Here is a 21025-nt window from a genome sequence, read left to right as displayed (position 1 = left end):
GATCCACCAGTGCCTGTGCGGCCGAACGCAATCGGGCCGCGTCCACCCGGCCGGTGAGGGTCAGCACCGCCTGCGCGGTGTAGACGTCCACCGAGCCGACGGCCAGTCTGGCGTGGAACAGCAGACCGGCCTGCAGCGCCGAGAGCGGCCAGATATCGGCCAGGTTCGGGAAGCGGCGCTCCCAGCCGTCGATATCGCCCTGGGTACTGCGTACCAGCGCGAAGTCCGATGGCGTGTGCCCGCCCGCGCCGGTCGAATTGGCGTGCCGGGCAACCGCTTCCAGCGCGGTGGTCCACAGCTCGCCGAACTCGCGCACGGCCGCGGCGCTCAGCAGGGTCGACGGGTAGCCGATGTTCGCGGTCAGCTTGTCGCCGACCACGATCGCGTTGACGTCCAGCGGCGCCATCGCGGGCATGTCGGCGTCATAGGCGCCGCCCAGCGCGCCCAATTCGGCGGCGGGCACCCAGCCGAAGCCGCGCAGCGACTCGGGCACGTCGCCCTCGATGACGCGGCCCAGGTAGTTGAAGCTGACCTGGCCCGGCAGTTCCGCGGGCAACGAGCTCGCGGTCTCCGGGTTCAGGTAGCGCAGCAGGCCGTAGCCGACGCCCTTGTCCGGCACCGCGAGCAGCTGCTCCTTGACCGCCTTGACGGCCTGGCCGAGCGCGGGCCCACCGGCCAGCGCGGCATCGATGTCGATGCCGGACAGGTCGAAGCGGACCGGGAAGATCGCGGTGAACCAGCCGACCGTGCGGGACAGGTCGGCCCCGGGCACGATGTCCTCTTCGCGGCCGTGGCCTTCCAAGCGGATCAGCAGCGAGTCGTCGCCACGGGTACCCGCCCGGCGAGCCCGCCATTTCGCGGTCGCCAGCGCCAGCGCGGTGAGCAGGCCGTCGTTCACGCCGCCGTGGAACAGGGCAGGCACCTTGGTCAGCAGGGCCTTGGTGACCTCCGCGGATACCTCGACCTGAACCTTCTCGATGACGCCGGAGGTGTCGATCGCCGGGTCCATCGGCCGTTCGGTGAGCAGCGGATCGGCGGCGTCGACCACCGAGCGCCAGTGCTCGAGCTCGGCGACCCGCTGCGGGTTGCGGGCTTCGCGTTCGAGCGCGTGCGCCCAGGCCCGCATGGAGGTGGCGGGCGCGACCAGTTCCGGCGTCTGCCCCGCGGTGCGCTGCCCCCAGGCCGCGACGAAGTCCGGCACCAGGATGCGCCAGGAGACACCGTCGACGACGAGGTGATGGCCGACGACGATCAGCCGTCCGGCTCGTTCGCCACTGGTCGGCTCCAGCCACACGAACCGGATGACCACGCCCGCGGCCGGATCCAACCGGTCCAGCGAGGCATCCAGCGCCGCCGACGCGATATCGAGCAGTGCGGCGTCGTCGATGTCCGCGTCGAAGGTGGCGTGGTCGATCAGCGCGTCCACGTCGACCGTGCCGGGCGCGGCGGTTTCGACGATCCAGTCCGCGCCGTCGCGGCGCAGGCTCGCGCGCAGCATGTCGTGGCGGTCGATGACCGCGGCGGCGGTCGCGGCGATGCCCGCGCGGTCGATGCCGACCGGCAGCTCCAGCGCGAGCGTCTGGTTGAACCGGCCGAACGAGCCGCGCCGCTCCGCCATGAAGCGCACGACCGGGGTCAGCGGCATGGTGCCGACCCCGCCGCCGGGCAGCTCGGCGAGCACGACGGCCGCCGCGGCCGCGGTGTCGGCCGTCTCGGCGACCCCGGCCAGTCCGGCCACGGTGCGCTGCTCGAACACGTGCCGCGGGCTGAACACCACGCCGCGGGCCTTGGCCCGCGAGACCAGCTGGATGGAGACGATGCTGTCGCCGCCCAGTGCGAAGAACGAATCGTCGACGCCGACCCGCTCCACGCCGAGCACCTCGGCGAACACCTCGGCGATGGTCTGCTCGACCGGCGTGCGCGGCGCGCGGAACACGACCTCGGTCGCGAACACCGGCTCCGGCAAAGCCTTTCGGTCGAGCTTGCCGACCGGGGTGAGCGGCACGCGATCGATCACCATGATCGACGACGGCACCATGTAGGCGGGCAGGCGATCCTCGACCTGCGCGGTCAACGTCGCGACATCGATCGAACGACCCGGTGCCGCAACGACATACGAAACCAGCGAGGTCGCTCCGGCGGCGTTCTTGTGCCCGAGGGTGACCGCGAAGTCGACGGACTCGTGCGCGGCCAGCGCCGCGTCGATCTCGCCGAGCTCGATGCGGAAACCGCGCACCTTGACCTGGAAGTCGGAACGGCCGACGTACTCGACCTCGCCTGTCCTGGTCCAGCGCACCACGTCGCCGGTGCGGTACATCCGCGCACCCGCGACATACGGGTTCGCCACGAAACGCTCCGCCGAAAGCCCGGCCCGTGCGTGGTAGCCGCGGGCGAGCTGGATGCCCGACAGATAGAGCTCACCTGCGACACCCACCGGAACGGGCCGGAGCTGGGCGTCCAGGATCAACGACTGCATGCCGCGGGTCGGGCCACCGATGGTGACCCGGTCGCCCGGGGTCAGCGCGTCGCTGATGTTGGTCATGATCGTGGTCTCGGTCGGACCGTAACCGTTGTGGAAGCGACGTCCGGAACCGTCCGCCGCGCCGCCCCACTTGGTGACCAGGTCGGCCGGGACCGCCTCGCCGCCCGCCACGATCACCCGCATGCCTGCCAGCGCCGCCGGGTCGAGCGAGGCGAGCACCGACGGGGTGATGAACGCGTGCGTGACCCGCTCGGCGCGGATCAGTTCGGACAGCTCCTCGCCGCCGTACACACCCGGCGGGCAGACCACCAGCGCACCGCCGCGGCCGATCGCGAGCAGGAACTCGAGGATCGAGGCGTCGAAGCTCGGCGACGCGAAATGCAGTGCGCGCGTATCGGAATCGACCGCGTAGCGAGCGTTCTGCTCGTCGCGGAAGTTGGCCAGGCCGGCGTGGGTGACCACGACGCCCTTGGGCACGCCGGTGGAGCCGGAGGTGTAGATGACGTAGGCCGGATGTGCCGGGCTGATCGGACGCACCCGGTCGGCGTCGGTGATCGCGGCCGCGTCGACACCGGACAGGTCCAGTTCGTCGAGCACCAGCCATTCGACCGAATCCGGCAGGTCCGCGCGCACCGACGTGACGGTCAGGCCGACCGGGGAACCCGAATCGGTGACCATGTGCGCGATGCGATCCGCCGGGTAGGTCGGGTCGATCGGCACGAAGGCGGCGCCGGACTTGGCCACGGCCCATTCGGCGAAGTAGGAGTCGTCCGACCGCGGCACCGCGACGGCGACCAGGTCCTCGGTGCCGAGTCCGCGCTCGATCAGCAAGCGCGCCAGGCGGTTCGAGCGTTCGTCGAGCTCACCGTAGGACACACTGCGCCCCTGGAACACGACCGCGGGCGCGGCCGGATCGATAGCGGCCGCCTCGGCGATCAGGTCGGGCAGCGTGCGCGCCGGGGTGGCGGCCGCGCCGAAACGGGCGGTCAGACCGGACCGTTCGGCCGGGTCGAGCACGTCGATCGCGCCGACCGTGATCGACGGATCGGCGGCGATGGCCTCGAGCACCCGCTGCCAGCGCTGGGCGATATCGGCCGCGGTCGACTCGTCGAACAGGTCGGTGGCGTAGGTGAGCGCCAAAGCCATACCCGCCGAACCGGATTCACCGATCTCGGACAGGGTGAACTGCAGATCGAAACGCGCCACACTCTCGTCGAGATCGAGCGCGGAGACCGAAAGGCCCGGCAGTTCCAGCGAAGTGCGGTCCAGGTTCTGGAACGCGAGCATCACCTGGAACAACGGATTACGGGCCTGCGAACGCTGCGGCGCGAGCAGCTCGACGAGCCGCTCGAACGGCACGTCGGCGTTGCCGTACGCGTCCAGGTCGGTGCGCCGCACCTGGTCCACCAGCTCGCTGAACGAGGCGGTGGCGTCCACGCCGGTGCGCAGCACCAAGGTGTTGACGAACATGCCGACCAGGTCGTCGAGGGCCTGCTCGCCACGACCGGCGATCGGGGTGCCGACGGCGATGTCGTCGGTGCCGGACAGGCGCGACAGCAGCACCGCCAGCGCGCTGTGCATCACCATGAACAGCGACGCACCACGTTGGCGCGCAATGTCTTCCAGCGCGCCGACCAGCTCGGCGGGCAGCTCGCGGTGCAGCGTCGCACCGCGCAGCGAGGCGATCGCCGGACGCGGGCGGTCGGCGGGCAGGGTCAGCTCGTCCGGTACGCCGTCGAGCGCGCGCTGCCAGTGCGCCACCTGGCGCGACATCAGCGATTCCGGATCGTCCTCGCCGCCGAGCACTTCGCGCTGCCAGACGGCGAAGTCGGCGTACTGCACCGCCAGCGGCGCCCAGCCGGGCGCGCTGTCCTGGGTGCGGGCCGAGTAGGCGATCATCACGTCCCGGGTCAGCGGGCCGATCGAGAAACCGTCCGCCGCGATGTGGTGCACCACGACGACGAGCACATGCTCGTCCGCACCGGCCCGGTACAGCCGGGTGCGCAGCGGAACCTGTTCGGCCACATCGAATCCGGTAGTGACGAAGTCGGTCACCACCGCGGCCAGCTCGGCCGGATCCACCGGCACCGGGTGCAGGTCGAGCGCGATCTCCTCGGCGGGCACGATCACCTGGACGGGGGTGCCGCCGTGCTCCGGATAGCGGGTGCGCAGCGACTCGTGCCTGCGCACCACGTCGGCCACCGCGAGCCGCAGCGCGGCCACGTCCAGCGCACCGGTCAACCGGATGGCGACCGGCAGGTTGTAGGCCGCCGAGGCGGTGTCGTACTTGTTCAGGAACCACATGCGCTGCTGCGCGTAGGACAGCGGCACCAGTTCGTCGGCGGAACGAGGCCGGGCCACCAGACGGGCGCGCGCGGCGCCGTCGGCGTGCGATTCCACCCGCGCCGCAAGGGCTTCCACGGTGGGCGCCTCGAACAGCGCGCGCACCGCCACGGTGGTGCCGAGCGCGGCGCCGATCCGGGAGACCACCCTGGTGGCGATGAGCGAGTTGCCGCCGAGATCGAAGAAGTCGTCGTCGACACCGACCCGGGGCAGGTCGAGCACCTCGGCGAACACCGCGGCCACGGCCTCCTGCACCGGAGTGACCGGCGCGCGGAAGGCGCGGGCCTGCACCGCGGGCGCGGGCAACGCCCGGCGGTCGAGCTTTCCGTTGACCGTCAACGGAATCCACTCGAGCCGAACCATCGCCGAGGGCACCATGTAGGACGGCAGCCGCTCGGCGGCGCCGTCGCGCACCTGGTCGAGCTGCGGCACCGCGTCGGGCTCGGCGACCACATAGGCCACGATCCGCTGGTCGCCCGGCTGGTCCTCGCGCACGATGACCGCCGCCTGCGCGATGCCCGGCTGGGCCAGGATGGCGGACTCGATCTCGCCGAGTTCGATGCGGAAACCGCGGACCTTCACCTGATCGTCGGCGCGGCCCAGGTATTCGAGCTCACCGAAGCGGTTCCAGCGCGCGAGGTCACCGGAGCGGTACAGCCGCGAGCCGGCCGCGTCGGCGCCGGCCAGCGGGTTCGCCACGAACCGGGTCGCGGTCAGATCGGGACGGCCGAGGTAGCCGCGGGCCAATTGCGGTCCCGCCACATACATTTCGCCCGCGACACCGACCGGGACCGGCCGCAGCCGGTTGTCGAGCACGTAGACCCGCAGGCCCGCGATGGCCCGGCCCACCACGCTGCCGGAGGCGGCCGCGATGGTCGCGGCGTCGAGCGCGCGGTAGGAGACGTGCACCGTGGTCTCGGTGATGCCGTACATGTTGACCAGCAGCGGGCCGTCGGCGGGCGAACTCACCGAGCGACCGTCGGGTCCCGCGCCGTGGCGCGCCACCCAGTCGGCGAGCCTGCGCAGTTCCAGCGCCTCGCCACCGAACACCACGTAGCGCAGGGCGAGCGGCGCGGCGTCGGGCGCCGCGTTGCGATCCGCCTCGGCCAGTTGGTAGAAGGCCGACGGCGTCTGGTTGAGCACCGTGACCCGTTCCGCGCGCAGCAGTTCCAGGAACTGCTCGGGCGAGCGCGAGGTGTAGTAGTCGACCACCACGAGGGTGCCGCCGAACAGCAGCGGACCCCACAGCTCCCACACCGAGAAGTCGAAGGCGTAGGAGTGGAACAGCGTCCACACGTCGTCGGGACCGAAGCCGAAGTCACGATCGGTATTGGCGAACAGCCGCACCACGTTTCGATGCGCGACCGCGACGCCCTTCGGCCGTCCGGTCGAACCCGAGGTGTAGATGACGTAGGCGACGTGATCGGGCGAGAGCGCGGCGTTGCGATCGGCGTCGGTGATCGGCGCGTCGTCGGCGTCCTCGACGTTGCCGGTCTCCACCGCGAAGCCGTCGAGCACCACGCTCGGCAGGTGCGCGGGCACCGTCACCGGCACCGTGGAATCCAGGATCACGCTCGTCGGCTGCGAATCCTCGAGCACGTAGGCGATGCGCTCGGCCGGGTAGGTCGGGTCGACCGGCACGTAACCCGCACCGGTCTTGACCACCGCGACCAGCGCGACGACCAGATCGAGCGAACGCGGCAGGATCACCGCGACCAGCGACTCGGGTCCGGCACCGTCCGCGATCAGCCTGCGCGCCAGCACATTCGCGCGCCGGTCCAGCTCGGCGTAGGTCAGCGTCTCGACCCCGAAGCGGGCCGCCGTGCGGTTCGGATGCGCGGCGACCGCCGCGTCGAACACCGTCACCAGGGTGGTCCCCGGCGCGGTGAACAGACCGCCGTCGGTGCCGGAGGACACCCAGCGCTGCGACACGTCGAGGCGCTCGGCCTCGCCGAGCAGGTCGATATCGCCGACGGCGATCTCGGGATCGTCGGCCACCGCGTGCAGCACCCGCACCAGGCGGTCGGCGAACGCGGCGACCGTCTCGGGATCGAACAGTTCTGTGGCGTAGTTCCAGGACATCGCCAACGCGCCGTCCGCGGTCTCGCCGACGGTCAGCTGCACATCGAACTTCGCGGTCCCCGGGTCGAATTCGACCACGTCGAGATCGAGGCCGGGCAGTGCCACGGTGCCCATGTCGGCCGCCGAGGCGGCCTCGAAGGTCAGCGCCACCTGGAACAGCGGGTGATGCGCCTGCGAACGAGTCGGGCTGATCACATCGACCAACCGCTCGAACGGCACGTCGGCGTTGGCGAACGCGGCCAGATCGGTGCGGCGCACCTGCTCGAGCAGCTCGCTGAACGGCGCGGCCGGATCGACCGCACTGCGCAGCACCAGGGTGTTCACGAACATGCCGACGAGGTCGTCGAGCGCGCGCTCCCCGCGTCCGGCGATCGGCGTACCGATGGCGATATCGCTGCTGTTGGACAGCCTGCCCGCCCACGCGGCCAGCGCGGCGTGCACCACCATGAACAGCGTGACGCCGCGCTTGCGGGCCAGCTCGGCCAGGGCGGTGTGCAGCTCGGCGTCGACCGAGAAGCTATGGGTGCCACCGGCGTTGGAGGCGATCTCCGGACGCGGGCGGTCGGCGGGCAGCTCCAACTGATCGGGCAGATCGCGCAGCTGCTCGACCCAGTAGGCGATCTGCTCGGCCGCGACCGATTCCGGATCGCTCTCCACGCCGAGCACGCCGCGCTGCCACAGCGCGTAGTCGGCGTACTGCACGTCCAACGGCGCCCAGGCGGGCGTTTCCCCGCGGGTGCGCTCGCTGTAGGCGAGCACCACGTCGCGCAGCAGCGGCCGCAGCGAGAATCCGTCGGCGCTGATGTGATGCATGACCAGCACTACGACGTGGTTGCGCTCGTCCAGGCCGAGCAGACTCGCCCGGAACGAGATCTCGCGGGTCACATCGAAGTGCACGCTCGCCAATTCGACGATGCGCGAGGGCAATTCGTCTGCGGTCACCGGTTCCGGCGCCACCGTGAACGACACCTCGGAGACCGGCAGGATCTGCTGGTAGCCGGTGCCTTCCAGCTCCGGGTACACGGTGCGCAGCGCCTCGTGCCTGGCCAGCACGTCGCCGATGGCGGCGTTGAGCGCGTCCAGGTCGAGCTCGCCGGTGAGCCGGATGGCCACCGGGATGTTGTTCACCGCGGTGCGGTTGTCGAACCGGTTGAGGAACCACATCCGCTGCTGGGCCAGCGACAGCGGCACCAGAGCACTGCGCTCCTGCGGCACCAGCGGCGCCCGGCCGCCCTGTCCCGCAGCCGATTCCACGCGCGCGGCGAGCGCGGCGACCTGCGAGGCCTCGAACAGCACGCGCACCGGGATCTGGGTGTCCAGCGCCGCGCCGAGGCGCGCCGCCACCTGGGTGGCGACCAGCGAGTTGCCACCGAGGGAGAAGAAGTCGTCGTCCAGGCCGACCCGCTCCACGCCGAGCACCTCGGCGAAGGTCGTGGCCACGATCTCCTGTACCGGCGTCGCCGGGGCGCGGAACACCGTGGCCGCGAAGGTCGGTTCGGGCAGGGCCTTGCGATCCAGCTTGCCGGACGGGTTCAGCGGGAACTCGTCGAGTTCCACGTAGGCCGTCGGCACCATGTACGCGGGCAACTGCCGGCCGAGCTCACCCTTGATCTCGTCCACGTCGACCGCGCGGTCCGGGTCGGCGACCAGATAGGCCACCAGCTGGTCACCGGTGCGCTCGTCGGTACGCACCAGCACCACCGCCTGCGCGACGGATTCCAGTGCGGTGAGCGCGTTCTCGATCTCGCCGAGCTCGATCCGCAGACCGCGCAGCTTCACCTGGAAGTCGGTGCGGCCCAAGTACTCCAGCTCACCGTCCGCGGTCCAGGAGACCAGGTCGCCGGTGCGGTACATGCGCTCGGCGGTGCCGAACGGATTCGCGATGAACCGCTCGGTGGTCAGGTCCGGGCGGGCCACATAGCCGTGCGCCAACTGCGCGCCGGCCAGGTACAGCTCGCCGGGCACGCCGACCGGAACCGGGCGCAGGCGCGAATCCAGCACGTACACCTGGGTGTTGAACACCGGCGCGCCGATCGGCACCGAGCTGGTGTCGGCCTCGGTCACCTCGTGGAAGGTGACGTCGACCGCGGCCTCGGTCGGGCCGTACAGGTTGTGCAGCCGGGCGCCGGTGAGCGCGCGCAGGCGCTGTGCGGTCACCGCGGGCAACGCCTCACCGGAGGCGAAAACGTTACGCAGGCTGACACATTCGGCCGCCCGCTCCTCGGCGACGAACACCGCGAGCATCGACGGCACGAAGTGCGCCGTGGTGACCCGCTCCTCGATGATCAGACGGGCCAGGTAGGCGGGATCGCGATGGCCGTCCGGCTTGGCGACCACCAGCCGCGCGCCGACCTGCAAGGGCCAGAAGAACTCCCACACCGACACGTCGAAGGTGGCGGGCGTCTTCTGCAACACCACGTCGTAGGCGGCGAGGCCGTATTCGGCGTGCATCCAGACCAGGCGGTTGACGATGGCCGCGTGCGAGACCGCGACGCCCTTGGGCCGGCCGGTCGAGCCCGACGTGAAGATCACATAGGCGGTGTTGGCCGGGCGCAGCGGCTTGTGCCGGTCCGCGTCGGTCAGCGGCGCGTCCGAGAACTCGGACAGGTCCAGCTGATCGATGCGCACCTGCCGCGACGCCGAGGTGGCCAGGTCGGTGCCGGAGGTCAGCACGCACACCGGGCGCGCCGTCTCCAGGATGTAGTCGGTGCGCTCGGCCGGATGATCCGGATCGAGCGGCACGTACGCACCACCCGCCGCGTTCACCGCGTACATGCCGACGACGAGATCGATGGACCGGCGCATGCCGAGGGCCACATACGATTCGGGGCCGACGCCGTTCTGCTTGAGCCAACGCGCCAGGCGGTGCACCCGGGCAGCGAACTCGGCGTAGGACAGACTTGTCCCCTCGAAGGTGACCGCGTCTGCTTCCGGCGCCCGCGCGACCTGGGCTTCGAACAGCGAGACCAGCGTCGCGGCGGCGTCGCCGACCGGCGAGGTCAGTGCCGCGTCCACCGCGAATTCGGTGTCGTTCCACTGCTCGACCACCAGCGCGCGTTCGGCCGCGTCCAGCAGCTCGATATCGCCCACCGCCGCGGTCGGTTCGGCCGCGACACCGCCGAGGACCCGGAGGAAACGCTCGGCGAAGGTGTTGGCGAACACGCCGTCGAAAAGGTCGGTGGCGTAGAGGAGTTCGGCGTCCATCGCCGCCTCGCCGCCCTGGACCTCGCTCAGCGTCAGCTGCAGGTCGAACTTCGCGGTCGGCTGGTCGATGCCCAGCTCGGACACGGTCAGGCCGGGCAACTCCAACGACGCGCGCCCCAGGTTCTGGAACGACAGCATCACCTGGAACAGCGGATGCCGCGCCTGCGAACGGGCCGGGTTGAGTACCTCGACCAACCGCTCGAACGGCACATCCGCGTGCGCGAAGGCTTGCAGATCGCGCTCGCGCACCTGCGCCAGCAGTTCGGCGAAGGGCGCGTCGGTGTCCACCTGCGCGCGCAACACCAGGGTGTTGACGAACATGCCGACCAGGTCGTCGAGGGCCTGCTCGCCACGACCGGCCACCGGGATGCCGATGGCGATGTCGTCGGAACCGGAGAGCCGGGCCAGCAACGCCGCGAACGCGCTGTGCACCACCATGAACAGCGTGGTGCCGTGCTCGTGCGCGACCCGGTTCAGCTCGTCGATCAGCGCGCCCGGCACCCGGAAGCGGTGCGTCCCGGCCTGATACGACGCGACCGCGGGACGCGGTCGCCCGGCCAGCCGCAGTTCGTCGGGCAGCCCGGCCAGCGCGCCGCGCCAGTAGTCGAGCTGTTCGGAGATCAGCGAGGTCGGGTCGTCCTCGGAACCGAGTGTTTCCCGTTGCCACAGCGCGAAATCCACGTACTGGACCGCGAGCGGCGGCCAGCCCGGCTCGGACGCCGAGGTGCGCGCCACATAGGCGGTCATCAGGTCGCGGACCAGCGGCCGCATCGAGAAGCCGTCCGCGGCAATGTGATGCACCACCACGACGAGCACGTAGTCCGCCGTGTTGGCGCCCTGCTCGCCGCGGTCCTGAGTGCCGGAGGCGAGCTGGTAGGCCCGCAGCCGCACCGGCGGCTCGGCGGTCACGTCGAAGCCGCGCTCGACGAATTCGTACATGGCGCCGAGCAATTGACCCTCGGCGACCGGGAAGACCTCGAGATCCGGGATCGCCCGGGTCGCGGGCAGCACCCGCTGATAGGCGACACCGTCCTGGGACGGGTAGATGGTGCGCAGCGATTCGTGCCGTGCGACCACATCGGCGATCGCACCGCGCAACGCGTCCAGATCCAGCGCGCCCTCCAGGCGCACCGCGGCCGGGATGTTGTTGGCGGCGGAGTCCGCGTCGAAGCGGTTGAGGAACCACATCCGCTGCTGAGCCAGCGACAGCGGCGGGAACTCGGGCCGGACCTGCGCCGTCAGCGCCTGCCGGGCACCGCTGCCCGCACGCGATTCCACCCGCGCGGCCAGCGCGGCCACGGTCGGCGCCTCGAACAGCGCGCGCACCCCGACCTCGGTGTCCAGCGCCGCGCTCAGCCGCGCGACCACCTGGGTGGCGACCAGCGAGTTGCCGCCGAGTTCGAAGAAATCGTCGTCCACGCCGACCCGCGCCACGCCGAGCAGCTCGGCGAAGACCTCCGCCACGATCTCCTCGATCGGGGTCGCGGGGGCGCGGAACTGCTTGGCCTCGAACACCGGAGCGGGCAGCAGCTTGCGATCGAGCTTGCCGCTGGCGTTCACGGGGAACGTGTCCAGCACCACGATCGCGGCAGGCACCATGTAGCCGGGCAGCAGCCCGCCAAGCGCCACCTTGATCGCATCGGTGTCGAGCACCGTATCCGCCGCGGCGACAACGTAACCCACCAGCTGGTCGCCGGCGTGCGCGTCGGCGCGCACCACCACGACCGACTGTGCGACGCCGGGCTGGGCCAGCAGCGCGGCCTCGATGTCGCCGAGCTCGATGCGCAGACCGCGCAGCTTCACCTGGAAGTCGGTGCGGCCCAAGTACTCCAGCTCACCGTCCGCGGTCCAGGTGACCAGGTCGCCGGTGCGATACATCCGCGCACCCGCGGTGCCGTACGGATTGGCCACGAACCGATCCGAGGTCAGGTCCGGGCGGCCGAGGTAGCCCACCGCGAGCTGATCACCCGCGAGATAGAGCTCACCCGCGACACCCGGTGCGACCGGATGCAACCGGGCGTCGAGCACGAACACCCGGGTGTTCCACACCGGGCGGCCGATCGGGACGGAGACCGTATCCGCCTGCGTCACTTCGTGGTACGTGACGTCGACGGCGGCCTCGGTGGGACCGTAGAGGTTGTGCAGGCGCGCGCCGGTCAGCTCGCGCAGCCGCGCCGCGGTCGGCGCGGGCAGCGCCTCGCCGGAGGCGAACACCTGCCGCAGCCGCGACGAGGGGTAGCCGTCCGCGTCGCCGCTCTCGTTGCCGAGGGTGGACACGAACACCGACAGCATCGACGGCACGAAGTGCGCCGTGCTGATGCCCTGCTCGGCGATGATCTGCGCGAGATATACCGGGTCGCGGTGGCCGTCCGGCTTCGCGACGACCAGGCGCGCACCGGTCTGCAACGGCCAGAAGAACTCCCAGACCGAGACGTCGAAGGTGGCGGGCGTCTTCTGCAGCACCGCGTCGTCGGGACCGATCGGGTACTCGTGCTGCATCCACAGCAGCCGGTTGACGATCGCGGCGTGACTGACCGCCACGCCCTTCGGACGACCGGTCGAACCCGAGGTGAAGATCACATACGCGGTGTTCTCCGGCCGCAGCGCGCGGGTGCGTTCCGCGTCGGTGATCGGCGCGCCGCTCGACGCGGCCATGCCGGGCACGCCCTCGATGCCCTCGATCGCGATGACCGGGACCTCGCGCTGCAGGTCGATGCCGAAGCCGTCGGCGGAGCGGTAGAGGATCATCCGCGGCCGCGCGGTGTCCACGATGTGGTTGATCCGGTCGGCGGGCTGGTCCGGATCGAGCGGCACATACGCCGCACCCGTCTGCAGCACCGCGTACATCGCGACGACCAGTTCGTTGGAGCGCCGGATCGACAGTGCGACAAGCGATTCCGGTCCGACACCGGCCTTGATCAGCTGCCGCGCGATCCGGTTGGCCCGCACCTGCAACTCGCGATAGGTGAGCCGTTCTTCGTCGAAGACCAGGGCCACCGCGTCCGGGGTCGCCGCCGCCTGCGCGTCGAACAGCGAGACCAGCGTCTCGGCCGGCACCGGCTGGGCGGTGTCGTTCCAATCGACCAGCACCCGCGCGTGCTCCTCGGGCGCGAGCAGATCGATATCGCCGATCGCGACGTGCGGGTCCGCGGTGACGGCGGCGAGCACGCGATCCAGTCTGCGCGCGAACGCGGCGACCGTCGCCTCGTCGAAAAGGTCTAGGGCATAGGAGAACTCGGCCGACATACCGGCCGCTTCGCCGAGCTCGTTCGTGGTCTCCTGCAGGGTGAGCTGCAGGTCGAACTTGGCGAGGCGGGCGTCGTAGTCGATGCCGTTGACCGAGAGACCGGGCAGCTCCAGGCTGGCCTGCCGGGTGTTCTGGAAGGTCAGCATCACCTGGAACAGCGGGTGCCGGGCCTGCGAACGCGCCGGGTTGAGCACCTCGACCAGCCGCTCGAACGGCACGTCGGCATGCGCGAAGGCGTGCAGATCGGTCTCGCGGGCGTGCGCGAGCAGGTCCGCGAAGCTCGCCGCGCCGTTCACCTGAGTGCGCAGCACGAGCGTATTGACGAACATGCCGATCAGGTCGTCCAGCGCGGCCTCGCCGCGGCCCGCCACCGGCGTGCCGATGGCGATGTCGCCGGTGCCACTGGCCCGGGCCAGCAGCACGGCCAGCGCACTGTGCATGACCATGAACAGCGAGGCGTTGTGCCTGCGGCCCAGCTCGACCAGCGCACGCTGGGTCTCGCCGGAGATCACGAACGGGTAGGTGCCGCCGCGATACGAGGCGGCGGCCGGGCGCGGCCGATCCGAGGGCAGCACCAATTCGTCCGGCAGATCCGCGAGTTCACGCGTCCAGTACCGAATCTGGTTGGCGATCAACGAACTCGGGTCGTCCTCGGAGCCGAGCACCTCGCGCTGCCACAGCGCGTAGTCCGCGTACTGCACGGGCAGCGCCGACCAGGCCGGGGCCTCCCACGAGGTGCGCGCCGCGTAGGCCACCATGACGTCGCGGGCCAGCGGGCCCATCGACCAGCCGTCGGCGGAGATGTGGTGTACCACCATGCCGAGCACGTACTCGGTCTCGCTGATCTCGAAAAGCCTTGCGTGCAACGGCACTTCGTTGGTCACGTCGAAGGCCATGGAGGCCAGCTCGACCAGGTGGTCGATCAGGTTGTGCTCGGTGACCGGCACCGGGGTCAGGTCGGGCACGATCTGCGCCGCGTCCAGCACCACCTGCACCGGCCCGGTCTTGGTCTCCGGGAACACGGTGCGCAGCGACTCGTGCCGGTCGATCACGTCGATGACCGCGACCTGCAGCGCGGCCACATCGAGATCGCCGGAGAGCCGGATGGCGACCGGGATGTTGTTGACCGCCGACTCGGTGTCGAACCGGTTGAGGAACCACATCCGCTGCTGTGCCAGCGACAGCGGCACCTCCTCCGGCCGCACCCGGGCGACCAGCGCCTTGCGCGCGCCGTCGCCGGCGTGCGACTCCACCCGGGCCGCGAGCGCGGCGACGGTGGACGCCTCGAACAGCATGCGCACCGGCACCCTGGTGTCGAGCGCGATGCCGAGGCGAGAAGCGACCTGGGTGGCGATCAGCGAGTTGCCGCCCAGCTCGAAGAAGTCGTCGTCGACGCCGACCCGGTTGATGCCGAGCACCTCGCCGAAGATCTGCGCGACGATCTCTTCGATCGGCGTGGTCGGCGCACGGAATTCGCGCACCTCGAAGACCGGGGCGGGCAACGCCTTGCGATCGAGCTTGCCGGAGGGGTTGAGCGGCAACGCTTCCAGCACCACGATCGCCGACGGCACCATGTAGGCGGGCAGCGTGCGATGCAGCGCGTTCTTGATGTTGTCGATATCGACCGGACCCGCGGGCGTCACCACGTAGGCGACCAGCTGGTCGCCCGCGACAGTGTCCAGCACGAGCACGACCGCCTGGCCGACGGCCGGGTGGTCGAGCAGCGCGGCCTCGATCTCGCCGAGCTCGATGCGCTGCCCGCGGAACTTCACCTGGAAGTCGGTGCGGCCGATGTACTCCAGCACGCCGGCGCCGCCGACCTCCGGATCCCGCGGCTCGACCCAGCGGACCAGGTCGCCGGTGCGGTACAGGCGCGCACCGGGCGGACCGAAGGGGTCGGCGACGAAGCGTTCCGCGCTCAGGTCGGGGCGGCCGTGATAGCCCCGCGCCACCTGCGCACCGCCGAGGTACAGCTCGCCGGGCACACCGACGGGCACCGGTGCCAGACCGCCGTCGAGTACGTAGGTCTGCGCGTTCCACACCGGGCGGCCGATCGGCACCGAAGCCGGGGCCACCTCGTTGAGATGCCAGGCGGTGGCGTGCACGGTGAACTCGGTGGGGCCGTACAGGTTGTGCATCGCGGCGGTGGAGAACTGCCGGAACGCGGTGACCGTGGCCGGGGGCAGGGCTTCACCGGCGACGAGCACCGCACGCAGCGAAGCGCATTCGGCGGTCGAGGCGGCCCCGGCGAACACCGAGAGCATCGACGGCACGAACGAGGTCATGCTCACCTGGTGGCGGCCGATGATCTCGGAGAGGTACATCGGGTCGCGGTGGCCGTCCGGCGCGGCGATGAGCATCCGGGCGCCGACGGCGAGCGTGCCGAACAGCTCCCACACCGACACGTCGAAGGTGACCGGGGTCTTCTGCAGGATCACATCGCCGGGGCCGATGCGGTATTCGCCGGTGATCCAGGCGATCTGGTTGAGCACGCTGGCATGGCTGACCGCCACGCCCTTGGGCCGGCCGGTGGATCCGGAGGTGTAGAGCACGTATGCGGCGTTGGACGGGCGCAGCGGCGCGCGGCGCTGCGCGTCGGTGATCGGCGCGTCGCTGAACTCGCTCAGATCCAAGGTGTCCAGCGCGAGCACCGGGCAGCCCTCGGCGCGCACGTCGTCGGACAGGGTGGTCAGCACGCATACCGGCGCCGAGTTGGCCAGCACGTACTCGGTGCGCTCGGCCGGATGATCGGGGTCGATCGGCACGTAGCCGCCGCCCGCGGTCATGGTGGCGTAGATGGCGATCAGCATGTCCACCGAACGGCGGATGCCGACCGCGACCAACGACTCCGGGCCGACGCCTTCGGCGATCAGCTTGCGCGCCAAGCGATTCACGCGTGCCGAGAACTCGGCATAGGAGAGCTCGACCTGCGGGCCGAACTCACCCGCGCTGCGGGTGCCGCCGTCGAACACCACGGCGATGTCCTGCGGCCGCTGCCGCACCTGCTCCTCGAACAGGTCCAGCACGGTGGCGGCGGGCAGTTCGTGCGCGGTCCGGTTCCACTCGGTGAGCACGGTGGCGCGCTCGGCGTCGTCGAGGATCTCGATATCGCGCACCGCGGTGTCCGGCGCGGCGACCGCGGCCTCGAGCACCCGCAGGTAGCGGCGACCGAACTCGGTGACCGTCGCGGCGTCGAACAGATCGGTGGCGAAGGACACCACGGCCGCCATGCCCGCGGGTTCGCCGTTCGCGCCACGCTCTTCGGTGACGGTCCACTGCAGGTCGAACTTGGCGATGTCGACCTCGAGCTCGTCGGCGGTGACCGAGAGTCCGGGCAGTTCCAGTGTCGCGTGCGACATTTCCTGGAACGAGAGCATCACCTGGAACAGCGGATGGCGCGCCTGCGAGCGGGTCGGGTTCAGCACCTCGACCAACCGCTCGAACGGCACATCCGCGAAAGCGAAAGCGGCCAGGTCGGTTTCGCGCGTGCGGGCGAGGAACTCGGTGAACGGCTCGGCGCCGTCGACCTCCGAACGCAGCACGAGGGTGTTGACGAACATGCCGATCAGGTCGTCGAGCGCCTGCTCGCCGCGCCCGGCGACCGGGGTGCCGATCGCGATGTCGGTGGTGCCCGACAACCGGGCCAGCAGCACCGCCAGCGAGGCGTGCATGACCATGAACAGGCTGACGCCCTGCGCCCGCGCCAACGCCGAAAGGCGCTGGTGCAGTTCGGCATCGATCTGGAAGCCGACCCGGCCACCGCTGAAGCTCTGCACCGGCGGACGGGGACGGTCGGTCGGCAGATCCAGCTGATCCGGCAGGCCGGCCAAAGCCCTGCGCCAGTAAGCGATTTCGCGCGAAGCCATGGAGCCCGGATCGGATTCGGCGCCGAGCAGCTCACGCTGCCAGACGCTGAAGTCCTGGTACTGCACCGGCAGCGGCGTCCAACTCGGTGCCTGCCCGGCCGAACGTGCCAGGTAGGCGGCGGCGATATCGCGCGCGAGCGGACCGAACGAGAAACCGTCGGCGGCGATGTGGTGCACGACGAACGCGACCGCGTAATCGGCGGCCCCGTTCTCGCGGCCGCCGGTCACCGCGTACACCCGCACCCGGATCGGCAGCTCGCGCGAGACGTCGAAGCCGGTGGCGGCGAATCCGGTGAGCGCGCCGTGCAATTCGGCTTCGTCGATCGGCTCGATCGCGATGCCGAGATCGACCTGGTCGACCGGCAGCACCTGCTGGTACCCGCCGTCGCCGGACTCGGGGAAGATCGTGCGCAGCGACTGCTGGCGCTCCAGCACGTCGGTCAGCGCGGCGTGCAGCGCGTCCAGATCGACCTGACCGCGCAAGCGGACCACGAACGGCAGGTTGTAGGCCGGCACGGTCGAGTCGAACTGGTTGATGAACCACATCCGCTGCTGTGCCAGCGACAACGGCACCCGTTCGGGCAGCTGCTGCGCGACCAGCGGCGGCCGCGCCCCCTCGGTCGGGGACGCGTTCTCCATGCGCAGCGCGATACCGGCGACGGTCGGCGTCTCGAACAGGGCGCGCACCCCGAGCTGGGTGCCGAACGCCGCGCCGATCCGCGACACCACCTGAGTCGCGACCAGCGAGTTGCCGCCCAGGTCGAAGAAGTTGTCGTCGATACCGATGCGCTCCTGGCTGAGCACGTCGGCGAAGATGCCCGCGACGATCTGCTCGGCCTGGGTGCGCGGAGCCCGGAAGTCGGCCGCGTCGGCGCTGAACACCGGCTCCGGCAACGCTTTACGGTCCAGCTTGCCGCTGGTGTTGAGCGGGAAGGCGTCCAGCACCATGATCGAGGCGGGCACCATGTAACTGGGCAGCTTCTCGCCCGCGAACCTGGTGAGCTCGACCGGATCGATCGAATGGCCCGGCGCGGGAACGACATACGCGACCAATTGCTGACCGGTGGCGGTGTCCATCACCAGCACGACGGCCTGGCTCACCGCCGGATGCGCGAGCAGATCGGTCTCGATTTCGCCGAGCTCGATGCGCTGGCCACGGAACTTCACCTGGAAGTCGGTGCGGCCGATGTATTCCAGCGTGCCCGCGTCGTTCCAGCGGACCAGGTCGCCGGTGCGGTACATGCGCTCACCGGTGGCCGAGAACGGGTTGGCGACGAAGCGGTCCGAGGTCAGGTCCGGACGGCCGCGATACCCGCGCGCGAGCTGACGCCCGCCCAGGTACAGCTCGCCCGGCGCCCCGATGGCGGCCGGACGCAGCCGCGAATCCAGCACGTAGACAGCGACATTCCACTCCGGGATGCCGATCGGCACGGTCACCGTGTCGGCGGCGGTCGCCTCCCAGTAGGTCACCGAGACCGCGGCCTCGGTCGGGCCGTACAGGTTGTGCAGGCCGGCGCGGGTGATCGCGCGGAAACCCGCGGCGGTCTCCGGCGGCAGCGCCTCGCCGATCACGAAAACCGCACGCAGCGTGGCGCATTGCGCCGCGGTCGCGTGCGCGACGAACACGGTGAGCATGGACGGCACGAAGTCGGTCACGGTGACGCCGTGCCGCTCGATCATGTCCGCGACGTAGAGCGGGTCACGATGCCCGTCCGGGCTCGCGATCACCAGCTTCGCGCCGACCAGCAGGGGCAGGAAGTAGCCCCACAGCGACACGTCGAAGGTGGTGGCCGTCTTCTGCAGGTACACGTCGTCCGCGGACAGCCGGTACTCGTCGAGCATCCACAGCTGCTGGTTGACGATCGCGTGATGGGTGACCGCGACGCCCTTCGGGCGACCGGTCGAGCCCGAGGTGTAGATGACGTAGGCGGTGTTACCCGGCCGCAGCGGGGCGAGCCGCTCCGCGTCGGTGATCGGCGCGGCCGAATACGCCGACACGTCGAGGGTGTCGATCGGCACCTGCCGCACCGACTCCGGTAACTCGAGTTCGTCGGCGGTCAGCGTCAGCACGCAGACCGGTGCCGCGCTGTCGAGGATGTAGGCGGTGCGATCGGCCGGATGATCCGGATCGATCGGCACGTACGCGCCACCGGCCTTCAGCACCGCGTGCATGCCGACGACCAGCTCCAGAGAGCGGCGCATGCCCAGCGCGACAAGGGATTCCGGGCCGACACCGTCGGCGATCAGGAAGCGTGCCAAGCGGTTGACCCGCGCGTCGAACTCGGCGTAGGTCAGCGTCGCGCCCTCGAAATCGAGGGCGATGTTGTCCGGCGCCACCGGCATCTGCGCGTCGAGCAGCGCGGTCAGCGTGGTGTCGGGCACCTGCTGCTCGGCGTCGTTCCACTCGACCAGGGTCAGCTGCCGCTCGTCGTCGGTGGTCGACACCAGCGACCAGACCGCGGTGTCGGCCTCCGCGGCGAGGAACCGCTCGAAGAACTCGAGGAACCGCGAATGATGGCGGCGCGCTTCGGCTTCGGTGTAGAGGTTCGGGTTGGTCTCGAAGTCGATCCGCGCGCGGGCGCCCGCCTCGGACTGGTAGAAGTTGACGCCGAGATCCTCGATGCTGCCGGTGGACAGCACGCTCATGGTGCCGACCATCGAGCCCATCCGGATCTGATCCTGGAACAGCATGATGTTGACCCACGGACCGAAGAATTCCGTGGTCACTACACCATCGCCCGCCGAATCACGGCGAATGTCCTCGTGCCGGTACCGCTGATGGCGCAGCGTGCCCGCCACCGTCACGGCCACCTGCTGCAGCAGGTCGGCGACGGTGGTCTCGTAGCCGACCCGCAGGCGCAGCGGCACGATGTTGGACGACACACCACCGGAACGCCGCATCGCGGCGGTGGTACGCGCGGTCACCGGCAAGCTCAGGATGACGTCCTCGGAGCCGGTCCACTGCGCGAGATAGGTGGCGAAACCGGCGAGCAACAGGCCCGCGGGCATCGAGTCGTGGCGTGCCGCCGCGGCTTCGAACAGCGCGGTCTGCTCGTCCGACAGCAGCGCGCTGGCGATGCCGTTGATCGCCGCGGGCTCGGCCGAGCGGCCGACCAGGCTGGTGCCCTCCTCCAGGCCCTTGACCTTCTCGGCCCAGTACTCCTTGTCCGAGACGAACCGGGTGCTGTCCCGGTAGGCCATTTCCTGGTCGTAGAGCGTGCGCAGATCGGTGGCCTTGGCCGGCTTGATCTCGTCGCCGTTCACCATCGCCGTGTAGACCTCGGCGATGCGGTTCACGTTGGTCATGGCGGCGAAGCCGTCGAGCGAAATGTGGTGCGCGCGCAGGTACCAGTACCAGTGGTCGTCGGCCAGTTGCAGGCCGGCGATGCGCATCAACCGGTCCTCGGTGAGGTTCACCGGGCGGCTGTACTCGGCCCGCATCCACGCCATCGCGGCGGCGGCCGGATCTTCCTCGTCGCGCAGATCTACGTAGTAGATCTTGTCGTGATCCGGAATGCTGTGGTCGACCCACTGATACGGCTGACCGTCACGTTCGACGATGCGCAGGAAGCCCGACTCCAGCTCGGTCGAGGCGATGATCAGCGCTTCGCGCAACACCTCCAGATCGAGCACGCCGTGTAGATCGACGTACTGCGCGATGTTGATCGGCACCTGCGGGTCGACGTGCTGGGCATACCAGATACCCAGCTGCGCCGGGGACAGCGGGAAGTACTCGGCCGAACCAGCCTGGACCCGTTCGCCACCAGCTTCGCCGTTTCCGCCGAAATCCTGCCGGTCCAA

General features: G+C 70.2%; 1 protein-coding gene (cut by a window edge). It reads right to left on the bottom strand.

The genetic code is table 11. The features are described 5' to 3' along the window. Positions 1 to 21025 carry part of the coding region annotated (locus NBRGI_RS44210) for a non-ribosomal peptide synthase/polyketide synthase (protein ID WP_036560730.1) on the bottom strand (this coding region is incomplete at its 3' end). The annotated region extends 14277 nt beyond the left edge of the window, so 21025 of the 35302 annotated nt are shown.

The sequence above is a fragment of the Nocardia brasiliensis IFM 10847 genome, from assembly GCF_000710915.1.
Taxonomy (GTDB): Bacteria; Actinomycetota; Actinomycetes; order Mycobacteriales; family Mycobacteriaceae; genus Nocardia; species Nocardia brasiliensis_A.
This window is presented reverse-complemented; position numbering and strand designations above follow the sequence as displayed.